Origin of the sequence: Teredinibacter turnerae T7901 (genome assembly GCF_000023025.1) — a bacterium.
In the GTDB taxonomy this organism is placed as follows: domain Bacteria; phylum Pseudomonadota; class Gammaproteobacteria; order Pseudomonadales; family Cellvibrionaceae; genus Teredinibacter; species Teredinibacter turnerae_B.
Genome location: NC_012997.1, coordinates 4,654,003 through 4,665,967, shown reverse-complemented (window position 1 = coordinate 4,665,967; position 11,965 = coordinate 4,654,003). Strand labels below are relative to the sequence as shown.

At 52.6% G+C, this 11,965-nt stretch carries 10 protein-coding genes; 5 read left to right on the top strand and 5 right to left on the bottom strand.

What is annotated here, in order from left to right; translation table 11 throughout:
- Positions 1-135 precede the first annotated feature (135 nt).
- Positions 136-1,278, top strand: a complete 1,143-nt coding sequence (locus tag TERTU_RS18760; protein ID WP_015818138.1) for a nucleoside hydrolase — start codon at positions 136-138, stop codon at positions 1,276-1,278.
- 103 nt (positions 1,279-1,381) lie between these two features.
- Here TERTU_RS18760 and TERTU_RS18755 read toward each other — a convergent pair whose 3' ends face one another.
- The 3 genes from TERTU_RS18755 to TERTU_RS18740 all read right to left on the bottom strand — a co-directional run bounded on the left by TERTU_RS18755 (position 1,382) and on the right by TERTU_RS18740 (position 6,450).
- Entirely contained in the window at positions 1,382-2,275 is an 894-nt protein-coding gene (locus TERTU_RS18755; protein ID WP_015819221.1) for an ABC transporter substrate-binding protein, read from the bottom strand.
- 452 nt (positions 2,276-2,727) lie between these two features.
- Complete coding sequence (locus tag TERTU_RS18750; RefSeq protein ID WP_015819177.1) at positions 2,728-4,695, bottom strand: non-reducing end alpha-L-arabinofuranosidase family hydrolase; 1,968 nt, start codon at positions 4,693-4,695, stop codon at positions 2,728-2,730.
- Positions 4,696-5,391: 696 nt separating this feature from the next.
- A complete protein-coding gene (locus TERTU_RS18740; RefSeq protein WP_015820385.1) occupies positions 5,392-6,450 on the bottom strand; it encodes an alpha/beta fold hydrolase in 1,059 nt (352 codons plus the stop codon).
- A 227-nt stretch (positions 6,451-6,677) separates the two neighbouring features.
- Here TERTU_RS18740 and TERTU_RS18735 point away from each other — a divergent pair, with 227 nt between their 5' ends.
- The gene (locus TERTU_RS18735; protein ID WP_015817305.1) at positions 6,678-8,306 is read left to right on the top strand and encodes a glycoside hydrolase family 43 protein; all 1,629 of its coding nucleotides are present in this window, start codon (positions 6,678-6,680) and stop codon (positions 8,304-8,306) included.
- Positions 8,296-9,585, top strand: coding sequence for an MFS transporter (locus TERTU_RS18730; protein ID WP_015816857.1), 1,290 nt, complete (start codon positions 8,296-8,298; stop codon positions 9,583-9,585). Before TERTU_RS18735 ends, TERTU_RS18730 begins: the two co-directional genes overlap by 11 nt.
- Before the next feature lie 3 nt (positions 9,586-9,588).
- On the opposite strand, the gene TERTU_RS18725 is transcribed toward TERTU_RS18730, so the two are convergent.
- Together TERTU_RS18725 and TERTU_RS18720 are read right to left on the bottom strand one after the other, a co-directional pair.
- Entirely contained in the window at positions 9,589-10,308 is a 720-nt protein-coding gene (locus TERTU_RS18725) for a ZIP family metal transporter (RefSeq protein WP_015819171.1), read from the bottom strand.
- 177 nt (positions 10,309-10,485) lie between these two features.
- Positions 10,486-10,764: a DUF6471 domain-containing protein gene (locus TERTU_RS18720; protein ID WP_015818059.1), complete on the bottom strand. Its 279-nt coding sequence runs from the start codon at positions 10,762-10,764 to the stop codon at positions 10,486-10,488.
- A gap of 107 nt (positions 10,765-10,871) precedes the next feature.
- Here TERTU_RS18720 and TERTU_RS18715 point away from each other — a divergent pair, with 107 nt between their 5' ends.
- Together TERTU_RS18715 and TERTU_RS18710 are read left to right on the top strand one after the other, a co-directional pair.
- A complete protein-coding gene (locus TERTU_RS18715) occupies positions 10,872-11,273 on the top strand; it encodes a DUF2170 family protein (protein ID WP_015817209.1) in 402 nt (133 codons plus the stop codon).
- Entirely contained in the window at positions 11,273-11,965 is a 693-nt protein-coding gene (locus TERTU_RS18710; protein ID WP_015817672.1) for a PspA/IM30 family protein, read from the top strand. Before TERTU_RS18715 ends, TERTU_RS18710 begins: the two co-directional genes overlap by 1 nt.

Sequence of the window (11,965 nt, the reverse complement as noted above, 5' to 3'; positions counted from 1 at the left end):
CTATACAGTTGTCGAACGCTAGTCGCCGCTCGTTTTTTTAATCGTCCGCCAACCCAATGATGTGCGCGCGCGTTGTTTTGCTGGCGTAGCTCATGCATGGGTGAGCGGTTTTGCGATTAATGTGGTGAGTTAAATATGATCTCAGTTCTTCTGCCGCGCAGCCTGCGCCGTGGTTTCAGTGTGTTGTTGCGCGGAGTGTTACTTTGGCAATGTGTGATTCTATCGGTGCAGGCTGCACCGGCAAAACGCAAAGTTATTCTTGATGACGATGGTTTTGGCGTGGCCCAGTGGATGGTGGTGCAGGATGCGAACAGCGAGGTGCTGGGGGTAACCCAGGTCAGCGGCAATCGCTGGTTAGCGTGGAATACGCAGTGGGCTTTGCGCGCCCTGGAGCTGGCTAATCGCAGTGATATTCCGGTGTATTCCGGCGCAGTTTTCCCACTGCTGAACACCGAAAAATCCACCCATTTGTGGGAGCAACGCTATGGCAAGTTAATCTGGAAAGGCGCCTGGCAACGTGAGTGGGTGGAGGAGACCGAACAGAGCACCCCGACCTACCACGCCTGGGACCAAGTGCCGGATCTGCCGGAAGGAAACCCCAGCACCAAGGCGCAGGCCGAACATGCGGCGAATTTTATGATTCGCATGGTGCACCAATATCCTGGAGAGGTTTCGATTATCGCGACCGGGCCGCTCACCAATATCGCATTGGCACAGTCGCTCGACCCGGCATTCGCCAGTCTCGCCAAAGAGCTGGTTTATATGGGCGGCAGTCTGCAGCCGCAGCAAACGCTGAACAACACCGCCGCGGCGCAGTTTGCGCGGGAGTTTATTAATTCTCCTCGGCGTGAATTCAACTGGCGATGGGACCCGGAAGCGGTGCGCATTGCCCTGCGCGCGCCCTGGCGCAAAATCGTGATGGTGCCAGTCGATCCATCCACCGATACCCAGCTGACCCCTGCGCTGTTAAAGAAAATGTCGCGCCGCGATAACGCGCTCAGCAAAGTGGTTGCCGGCCGCGAACCGAATTTCCCCCTGTGGGACGAAATCGCCACGGGTGTGTGGCTGGATGAGGGGTTGATTGCTAATGCAGCCGAACTTTATATCGACTGCGTCAGCGAATTTGGCCCGAGTTATGGGGATACGCTGTCCTGGTCGGAAGATTACCGTCCGCACCAGGGCGAGCAATTGCAGACGGTGGTTAAAACCGTCGATGTTAAAGGGCTGGAAAAACTGATGATCAGATTGTTAAACCAACCCTTATTCACTGAGCAATAAAAATTGCGAAACTAACAGGCGGTACAGGGAATTACCGCCCTTGCCCGAAGCGCGCGCGATTAAAAGCATTTAATCGGCGGGTAAATCGCGCCGCTAATTTAAGCTAGAGGTCGTTAATATCGAGCCACAGCTCGGGCCGATCGATGGGTGTTTTCGAGCTTAAATTCGGGTTGTCGATGTTCAGCACACGCCGTGATTTCAATTGCGCTCGTTCCAACGCATTGCGAACATCCGGGTCGGCGAAAAAGTAACGGTCGAAACTGCCATCGGCGATCGCTTTTTCCAGCCCGCTCTCCACGTCCTTGGCTAACGCTTCCTCACTGGGTGAGAAGTACAGGTAGTATGGCATGGTATATACCAGCACCAGCCCCTTTTCGACGGTGAGGTTGAGATCCGCATAGTTACGCATTTCCTGCCAGGGCTCATGGACCCCGCGCGGAAAAGCATCAAAACGCCCGCCTTCCAACATGTAGAAAAGGCCAGGCGTTTTCAGTGCGGTGACCACATTGAGGCCCGCGCTTTTCAGAATCGCGGTATCAGCCCAGGTGTGGCCCTGGCCGAGTTTTACGTAGCGTAGGTCGTCCAGTGTTTCAATGCGATCAAAGCGTGCCTGGTCGCCCTGGCGGATAAGGAACACGCGGTGCCCCATCAACCCCTTGTACGCGGGAATCCGCACCGGTAAAAGCTTGGCTTCCATCTGGCGCGAGCCGCCTGTCCACATAACTGTGCGCTCCCCGGTGGCCACCATTTCTGTGAGTCGGGTGCGGCTCAAGACTTCACTGTCTTCTTGAAAACTGTAATCCCTGTCGCTGTAGGAAAGCCCGAGTTTCAGCAAGCCGAGCATGTAGCTGTCCTGGGAACGATCGATTTTTTGATGGTAGATACGCCCCTGCGCAAACGCCTGCGTGCATGGCAACAGCAGGAGCGTTAGCAACAAGCGCGCGAAAACCTGCGTGCGGTTCAATGTGTGGTAGGCGAACCTGATTTTTCTTCTCATTGTGCAAACGGCTCCGAAACGGCTGAAGGGCGCCGGAAATCTATGTGTTATTGGGTATGATCGGTCTACTGGGCGCGTTTATTTGTGTTTGCGACCCGGTCGCACTGAATGGGCTGGCATTATTAGGTATTAGTTTCTGCCGCCTTGCCCTGAGCCTGGCGCCGATCAAGAACAAAGCGCATATTGCGGCGTACATATGTTGTGGCGTACAACAATTATCGGCGCCTAACTCATCAACTTTAGTCGAAACTAGCTGAGTCGGCCGGTTTTATTTCGGGCAATCTAGGGGGGAACGTAAGGTTAGTTGTTGTGTGAAGGTTTGTATCTTGTGCGTACCTCAAAAAAACGGGGCTTGCGCCCCGTTTTACATCTGTCAATATGTCTTGCTATTTAATTAATCGCGGTTCATCCCTGCACCGCCTATTAGCTTCGCAATTTTCTTCGCCAAGTTACTAATTGAGATTCAGCACACCTAAACGGTAGGGTAGCGAGTTGTAATTGCCTCCCGCGTTGGGATTACGGCCCTGATAAAGATACTGCATATTACAGGCATCAATTTCCATTTTCTGATCGTAGCCCGCACGCACCATTTCTCCGTGGCTGATATCGTTGGTCCACTGACCGCTCGGGAAGGAAACATTTTGCAACCCCATAAACGGATTGGATTCGGATGTTTTATATGCCGTCCATGGGCCGTCCAGGCTGTTGGATGTCCAGGCGCGGAAAAATCGTGGCCCGGACTGCCAGCCTTCGACAATCAACAGATATTGGTCTGTCCCTTTCACCTTGTACACGTTTGCCGCTTCGAACAGCACGTTCTGGGCTCCCGACATTACCGTGGTATAGCCGCTGAAGTTGGGGAAGTTGCCAATACTGGTTTTTGACATGTATAGGGTACCGTCGTCGCGTGAGAAGAACAGATAGCAATTTGTATCGTCACAGATAACCCAGAAATCGAGCGAATCGCTGGGTTCTCCCGCCAGCAAAGGCTGCTTGCGCGACCAGCTGTTCACATTACTGATATCCGTGGTAGTCGAATATGCGCCACCCCACTGAGTAATCAGGTACCAGCGGTTCTGCGGTGTAAAGTAGAACACCTGCGGTGCCACAGTATTGCCAACAGTGGTGTTGCGCATATAGTTTTGCGTTGCGCTTCCTGCTTGAGTGAAATCGCTGAAGTTCATGTAGATCGAGCCGTAGCTGCTTAGCCCGTTGTCGTACACGGTGGCGAATACATGGTAACGGTCGTTGTACCTCACGATGGATGGGTCTTTGACCGAGGCCCAACTCGATTGCGCAGGGGCGATTACGGGTGAAGTCGATGTCCAGGAAAGCTGACCAGGCAGCTCACAACCGGCTTCATCTGGCGGGTCAATCGTGCCGCTAAAGGGGCCAATGTGAATCCAGTCCAGGTCCACATAGTCGTCCCCGCTCACCGTTACTCGTATCTTTTGGTACCCCGGCAGCAAGTGGACGGTACCGGCAGACCAGGTTTTAAATTGGCCCCAGTCGCTCACCTGCGGGGCGGTGAAGCTTTCAATGAGTGGTGTGTCGCATTGCGACAAGCTGAAGGTGCGGCCAGCCATAGCAGAGCCGGAGCGTATGGTCACATCGTAATCGCCTTCCTGCTCAACATACACCGTGTACTCCAGCCATTCGCCAGAGGTCATCCAGCCCACTGCGTAGCCACCACTGACCTGCTTGATATCGACGTCGGTATCGGTACGGTAGTCGCCACCCTCGTTGCCTGCGGAAGAGTCTTCATAGCCGGCCGGGTCAAAATCCTCGGCTTCGATAGTTGCAGGAACACTGGGCGCATACATCTGGAATGCGTTGTCGGAGCTGCTTGGGCAAACAGGGTTGGTGCCGCCGGATGAGGACGAACTGGAGCTGCTTGACGAACTCGAGCTACTGGATGAGCTGCTGCTCGATGACGAATTGCTCGATGATGTTGATGAAGAGGTGCTCGATGAAGAGCTAGAGGAAGAAGACGAGCTGCTGGAGGACGACGAACTGGAACTGCTCGTGGAAGAGCCGCTGTTGCTGCCACAGGTAAGAATTGTCCCGGTGGAATCATTGCCCTCGCCGACGAACCCGAAACTCTGGCTCGCACCTGGAGCGATGGTTGCGTTCCAGCCAACTGGCGTTGCGCTGTATGGGTTGCTCCCCGTCAAATTGGCATTCCACAAATTGGTGATGGACGAGCCGCCGTTTTGCTGCCAGCCCACGGACCAGGTGCTGATTGTGGTATTGGTGTCGTTAGTGATGGTGATCTGCGCGGTAAAGCCAGATCCCCAATCGTTGGTGGTTGTGTAATCACATTCCAGTGCCACGGCTGATCCACAGGCCAGTGTGCTTACAAGCGCCAAATACAGGCTTCGCGCCTTGCGTGGTTTTTGAGTTTTATACGGGCTTTTCATCGTCAGAATTCCTCGCTTTCCTAATTGCAGGTACAGCGTGAATGGCGAACGTGTTTATTGTTTTTATCGTTCTGTTGGGCTTAATTGAAGTTATGGTGAATAAGACAACATCGGGTTTAAAGCGAACAGGAGAATAGCAAGCTCATAACGAAGGCGATTGAACTTTTGGCGAAATTTCTTTGACTATTTGTGTTTGCGCTCAGCAAAACCTTGAAATTTTGATGAGATCCAGGCGGAGAAAAAAATTAAATTCAATAAATCGCAAATAAAGTTACATTTATGGTGCCTTAACGGTAGTGAACGAATAGTTTCTGCCAATTTTTATAAATCTGCCAAGTTTTATAAAAAAGTGTCGAAGAACCCGTGGCGCAATCGCTAGTAGTCAATATGATTGATGATTTTCGCGTCTTTCGGAGCGTTTTTTAACGTCTTCGAAAATGGTATGTGTGTTTTAAACTTTTAATGGAAAACTGTTGGATGGTTTATATTTGTTGGGCCAAAGCGGAGGCTTGCTAGCTGTTAACATAGCAATGAAAATTGTGAGTCTAATAGGCGGGGCATAAAGTATCACCGCTGCCCGAAAGGCAGTGTAAGCCGTTGAATTATCAAAAGACTCATATATTGTCTTCAGTATTTTAAGAGCGCGAGGCTAGGGGGTAGGGTATCTATTGAAACATCGGGTTAATAGTCGCCGCGTTAATAGGTAGGTCCACTCCGACTTACATTATTGCTGACGCTAAAAAAAGCATCCAACAGGCTGGCAAAGGACTTGTGATCGATACTTTTTCCATGTGAAGTTTGGTCCAAAACCCTTAAATCGGTGTGCGATGACTTTTTCGCGCTATCTCGCAGCTGCGCCATCAGTGCTGGGGGCGTGATTGCGTCATCTGCGCCAGCAATCAACAAAATCGGACAGGTGATCGAGCTTATTGCGTCAGCATTATTTGCAACCAGCAGGTTTGCATCTATATCAAGCTTTACAAATGGTTTTGCATAAAACGGCAGCGAGGCGTTTACCCAGCTTTGGATGTCGGGCGCGGTTGAGTCTAGGATCAAACCATCTACTCCGAATGTGGATGCAATATGAGTGGCCACAAAACCCCCCATCGAAAATCCATACACGATCAGCGTGGTGTTGCTCACAGCCGTTTTATTGGCAATGTGCTTGAACGCTCGCTCGGCTGCCTCAGTTAGGCTTGCTACGGTGAGCGGACCTTCACTTTCGCCCATGCCTGGATAGTCCAGAGAGAAAACATTCCGCTGGGGTTCCAGAAACCGCTCGAGCGCGTGCATTTGCGGTATTAGGGTAAAACCGTTGCCGCCGAAGAATAAGAGCGTTTCCGAGGGATTTTTAGCAATGAACCCCGCAATGGCCAGGTTCGGTTCCGACAGGGACTCCTGAACAAAGTCATGGAGCTTGTGTTTGCTGTTTAATTGGGTTGCACTGAATTGCTCAATACTTGAGATATAGTCGGCTTGTTTCGTCCGGTAGGTTTGCGTGAGTGCCCAGCTTCCATCCTCCAGTATCAGGGAGCCGTTTTCGGCGAGTTGTGCCACTGTGCGCTCGATGGTTGGAATCGGGTAAGCGGTGTTTTCGGCGAGTTCTGCCGAGGTGCTTGCGCCTTCACGAATTAGGTAGTGAAGAACGGCCTGGCTGCGACTTCGCAAGAAGCTTTGCTCCTCAATACGAATATGGGTACACGCGGAAGATCCGATACAGCAAAAAAGAAAAACAATCAGAGAGTGCTTTGTCATGCTCGACGTCCGTGTCGGGTGATGCCTTTTTTGCGCCGCATTTATACAAAGGTGTGTCATTCATCTATGCACTAGGGTGCTGTTCCAATTTTCTTTAGTCTCGCAATCGGTATGTGATCTGCCGGTGAACAAAAATAGGGGCATTTGACATTGACCCGGTAGTTACTATTGGATACCGACGTGCCCAAACTCTATAATTGGCGCCAATAGACACCTGTGGAACAATAATGAAAATAACAACTAAGACTTTAATTTTTTGCGGCCTGGTTTATGGCGTGTTGCTGACTGGTTGCCAACTTGCCGATTCCCCGCGCGTGCAATTTTTACCTGCTACCAACCCGTTGATTTATGCCGATGTGCCCGACCCTTCAATTATTCGCCAGGGCGATACTTATTATATGAGCAGCACTACCATGCATATGAATCCGGGTGTGCCGATTATGTCGTCAACGGATTTAAAGCACTGGGAGCTTATTAGCTATGCGCATCAGGCACTGGATAAAAGCAATCCGGCGCTCAACCTGGAGAAGGGCGAGGCCGCCTACAGTCGGGGGAGTTGGGCGAGCAGCCTGCAGGTTAAAAATGGTATTTACTATGTCACCACCTTTTCCTATACCACCGGCAAAACCTATATTTTTATGACGCGCGATATTCACGGCGAAGATTGGCAGCGGCATGAAATAGAAGGTGTGTATCACGATGCGTCACTGCTGCTCGACGATGACGGGCGCAACTATCTCGCTTATGGCCACGATGCAATACATTTAGTGGAATTAAATTCTGCGGCGACTGGTTTGTTGCCGGGGGGGAAAGACCAAGTGATCATCCCCAGCGCTTCGGCAGTGGCGGGCGATGATTTTATTCTCACGGCCGAAGGTACGCAGATCCAAAAAATCAACGGCTGGTATTACGTCCACAATATTTGTTGGCCGCGCGGTGGAGTGCGGACCCAGGTTATACACCGTGCGCGCGCGTTAACCGGCCCGTATGAAGGGCGCGTGGTGCTGCAGGATGAGGGTATTGCGCAGGGCGAGTTTATCGATACGCCTGACGGTAAATGGTATGCACTGCTGTTTGGTGATCGAGGTGCGGTGGGGCGGATTCCCTATTTAATGCCAATCACCTGGGAAGATCATTGGCCGGTTCTGGGGGTTGCGGGAAAAGTGCCGACGGAACTGGATTTTGCAGTTGAGCGGCAGGGGCTGGAGGGTATTGTTGCCAGTGACGAGTTTAACAATGCATTTAACGATACAGCGCTAAAACTTGCCTGGCAATGGAACCACAATCCGGTTGCGCAGGGGTGGTCGTTGAGTGCGCGACCCGGTTTTTTGCGACTGACTGCGCTGCGTGTCGATGAGGATCTGCACCATACCCGCAACACGCTGACTCAGCGCATGTTTGGCCCGGTGAGTGAAGCGGAAATAGCGCTTGAAGTGGGTGGCATGCGCGATGGTGATACCGCCGGCCTTGCCGCGTTTGCCGATCGCTATGGTTTTGTGGGGGTGCGCCAGGAAGCGGGTAAGCGCTACCTGGTAACGGTCGATAATTCCGCGAAAAACCATCGAGAAACCGCCCGCGTGCCATTTACTGGCGAACGCGTGTACCTGCGGGTAACTGGCGACTTTACCTTTATCGATGGCGATATTCACCATAGAACCGATCGGGCTTATTTTGCGTACAGTCTGGATGGCCGCGAATGGCATCGCCTGGGGCAACCGTTAGCGATGGTTTACGAGTTAACACATTTTATGGGGTATCGATTTGCGCTCTTCCATTATGCGAACGCGCAGCCGGGCGGGTACGCCGACTTCGATTATTTCCACGTGACAGAGAACGCAAACGGGGATGAAACATAATCTCGAGAGTTTATACGAATACCTCGCCAACGAGGAAGATGCGCGCGCGTGTACGGATATTCCCGATACCGCCTGTGCGGAAGTGCCGGGCAATTTTTTTAAACTGCTACTCTCCCAGTGGTTGAGTAAAACCGGTGATGCGTTGGCGAGTACTAAACTGGTTTTACCCTGGCTGTTGGCTAGCTTGGGCGCGCCGGCTTTCTTTGCCGGGTTATTGGTGCCCATTCGTGAATCCGGCTCGCTGCTACCGCAATTGTTTATTGGTGGCTGGGTGCGCAGTTACCGCATCCGCAAAACATTTTTTGTATTGGGCTCTCTGGCACAGGGAGTTATTGTGTTGGCGATGGCTCTGGTCGCGCTGACGCTGCACGGTGCGACTGCGGGCTGGAGTATCGTGGGTTTACTCGTGTTGTTTAGCCTTGCCCGCGGCCTGTGTTCGGTCGCATCCAAAGATGTACTCGGGAAAACCATTCCCAAAACCCGCCGTGGGTTGCTCAACGGCTACAGTGCCAGCGGCGCGGGTGTTATCACACTGGTGCTCGGTGCTGTGCTCGTGCTGCCCTGGCAGAAAGGCGACTTTGATGTTGCGTACTACTTGCTTGCAGCGGCAGCAGCCTGGGGTGTCGCGGCCGTTTTGTATGCCGCTGTGATTGAAACGCCGGGCGCCACAGACGGTGGTGGCAATGCAATCAAACAGGCGTTGCATAATCTCACGCTGTTGCGCAGCGATTTACCGTTTCGCCGGTTTGTGATTGCCCGGGCGCTGCTGGTTGGCTCAGGTTTGAGTGCGCCTTATTTTGTGCTGATGGCCAGCGGCAACGGTGAAGGCGACCTGGTTAATTTGGGCTATTTGTTGCTGGTGAGTGGCGGCGCGGAGTTTGTCTCCGGGCCTTTCTGGGGTAAGTTTGCCGATCGCAGCAGCCGTCGCTTGATGATGGTGTGCGCTGCCGCAATCAGCGTGCTCTGTTTCGCAGGCGCTGCCGTGAACATGAGTGACCCGGGTATAGTCGCCGTACTTTTACTTTATTTTATTTCGAGTGTTGTGCATCAGGGCGTACGCCTGGGGCGGAAAACCTATGTGGTTGACCTTGCCGGTGGCAACCGGCGCACAGACTATGTATCGGTCAGCAATTCACTGATTGGTATTGTGCTGATTATGGCCGGCGGGTTGAGTGCTGCTCTGGCGCACACGAGTGTGACTGCCGCGCTGGTACTTTTCGCCGCGATGGGCGCTTGCGCTGCTGCGTTAATTTGGCAGCTACCCGAAGTCGACGCGTAGCCCTCATCCGGCGCTCGTGAGATAGTGGCCGACAACTCCCAATGTAAAACCCAGCACGGCACCCAAAGGCGGCGACCAGTGATTTTCCAGTCGCGCCTGGGGCGCGATGTCTTCAAACACTGAATACAGAATCCCGCCGGCGGCAAACATCATAATCGCAGCGAGAATATGCTGTTGTTGTGCGAGCCAGAAATAACCTGCGCTGCCTGCCAGCGGCCCGAGCAGCGCCAGCGCGGCGAAGCCGAGGATAAGCTTGATGCTGCTGACGTGGCTGTTGGATTTAATTTCGCGGTACGCGTTAAAACCTTCCGGCAAATTCTGCAACGCAATCAGAGCCGCAAGCAATAAACCGCCGCCGTTGCCGGTTGCGAAAGCCGCGCCCAGCGCCATGGCCTCGGGGATGAAGTCGCTGAGCATGGCCAGCAGTTGACCGGCAGGCGTTTGCTTTTTCGCGAGAAAATAGTCCATAAATGCGAAGGCGACGCCACCCAGTATCAACATACTGGCTGCCATGGACATGCCGACGTGATCGAGACTCTCCGGTACCAGTACCAGCGCGACGGCCGACAATAGCGCGCCGCCGCCAAATGCAATAATGCCGTGGCGAAATTCCTGCTCGAGCCAGTTGGGTTGAATGCGTTCGACCGAGGCGATGATGCCGCCCAGGGGCATCGATAAGCCTGCGAGCAGCGATGAAATAATAACGAAGTGGAGAGATTCCATAAGCGCTTAAACCAGGTTCCGATAGCTTATGGATAACAGACAGCAAAACCGGGGCCGATGTTCACGCCAAGTGTGAAACCGCCCATTTAAGGGAGCTAATTGAGCGCGCGCTGGTCTGATTGAGCAACTTTTTACGCGGGATATGCAAAATCGGTTGTAACGAATACAAAATTGTCGCTATTGCTTGTCCACAATATTGAGCATGGCCGTTGCGGCAACGTCATCCACGTCCAGTAACCGGAGAATGAGCAGCAGTAAATCTGCCGACAGAGTACCGCGCGAGAATTTATTGCGCAGGTTATCCTCAGTGATTTCTACACCATGTTCCAGCAGAGCACGGCTTAAGTCCTGATAGGTGTAGCCTTTCAGTTTTAGGGCAGAGCGCAGGTAACGGGTGATTGCGTTGCGGTAGGGGGCGAGCTGCTGACGATTCTGAACAGAGGTATCTTGCTTCACAGGCAGGGCATCTTTTTTTGTAAAGGGGCTTGATAAGTATACATAGGGGCCCTATTATTATCAAACGTAACTTATTAGTTACATATGAAACACTTTGGAGGAAGACAATGGTTTGGAACACTAATAGCCTTCAGGCGCTGCTGGAGCAGCATGGCATCTGGGAAGTCAGTCTTGAAAGCGGCTGTATTACCGTGACCAACGATGAAGGCATAGATGCATTCATCTACGCGGGTGATCGCCAGTTGCTGGTGGAGGTGCCACTTTTTCCCGAGGCGGATGTGATTGATGTGGCGGCTCTGAATGACAAAATTCTCGAGACCCACTACCTCGCGCCGCTGAGCTGCATTTACAAAAAAAGCATTGGCGGGCAGAGCTATTACATCGCTTTCGGCGCACTCTCGCTGGAAAGCAAAGACCACGTTGTAATCGAAGAAGTGAGCACACTGTTCGAAAACGTGGATGAATTTCTGGATTTATACGCAGATAACCTTAAGAAGGAGGTGGCGTAATGAGTTTTAAAAAGATTTGGACAGCCCTGAAAGGCGGCGCTAACGAAGCTGCGGAAGCGGTTGCAGATTCACAGGCGATCCGTATCCTGGACCAGGAGCTGCGCGAAGCGCGCGACGAGCTGAAAAAGTGTGATCACAACCTCACGTCTATTATGGCGAAGCGCAAGCTGGCAGAACGCAAGGTAGAATCCATGTCTGCGGACGTGGCCAAGTATACTGAGCACGCGCTTTCCGCTAATGAGCAGGGTAATGAGGCGCTGGCGATTGAATGTGCAGAGCGGGTTGCTGAATTGGAATCGCAGTTGGATACTGAACAGGCGCTACTCAACGGGTTTAAACAGTCCGAGACAACGTTAAAAAGTAATATCGCCAAAGCCAAGACCAATGTTCGCCGCATGGAGCAACAAATTGATCAGGTGAAGGCGACAGAAGCCGTACAAAAGGCTCAGGTTGCCGTGTCTACCCGTCATGTGGGGGCTAACTCCAAAGTGAAAACGGCACTGGATAGCCTGGACCGTATTAAACAAAAGCAAACCCAGCGCGCTGCCGAGTTGGAAGCCGCAGAAGAGTTGGCGAGTGAAGAAAGTGGTAGCTCGCTGGATGCAAAACTTCGTGCTGCCGGAATTCAGCCTGGCGGTGATGTTTCCGGCAAAGATAAACTCGCGCAGCTGCTGGCCAAAAAATCAGGCTAG

Coding starts and splice junctions, on each gene's coding strand:
- TERTU_RS18730 (WP_015816857.1), top strand. CDS start 8,296: ATGAAACATAATCTCGAGAGTTTATACGAATACCTCGCCAACGAGGAA.
- TERTU_RS18760 (WP_015818138.1), top strand. CDS start 136: ATGATCTCAGTTCTTCTGCCGCGCAGCCTGCGCCGTGGTTTCAGTGTG.
- TERTU_RS18755 (WP_015819221.1), bottom strand. CDS start 2,275: ATGAGAAGAAAAATCAGGTTCGCCTACCACACATTGAACCGCACGCAG.
- TERTU_RS18750 (WP_015819177.1), bottom strand. CDS start 4,695: ATGAAAAGCCCGTATAAAACTCAAAAACCACGCAAGGCGCGAAGCCTG.
- TERTU_RS18740 (WP_015820385.1), bottom strand. CDS start 6,450: ATGACAAAGCACTCTCTGATTGTTTTTCTTTTTTGCTGTATCGGATCT.
- TERTU_RS18735 (WP_015817305.1), top strand. CDS start 6,678: ATGAAAATAACAACTAAGACTTTAATTTTTTGCGGCCTGGTTTATGGC.
- TERTU_RS18725 (WP_015819171.1), bottom strand. CDS start 10,308: ATGGAATCTCTCCACTTCGTTATTATTTCATCGCTGCTCGCAGGCTTA.
- TERTU_RS18715 (WP_015817209.1), top strand. CDS start 10,872: ATGGTTTGGAACACTAATAGCCTTCAGGCGCTGCTGGAGCAGCATGGC.
- TERTU_RS18710 (WP_015817672.1), top strand. CDS start 11,273: ATGAGTTTTAAAAAGATTTGGACAGCCCTGAAAGGCGGCGCTAACGAA.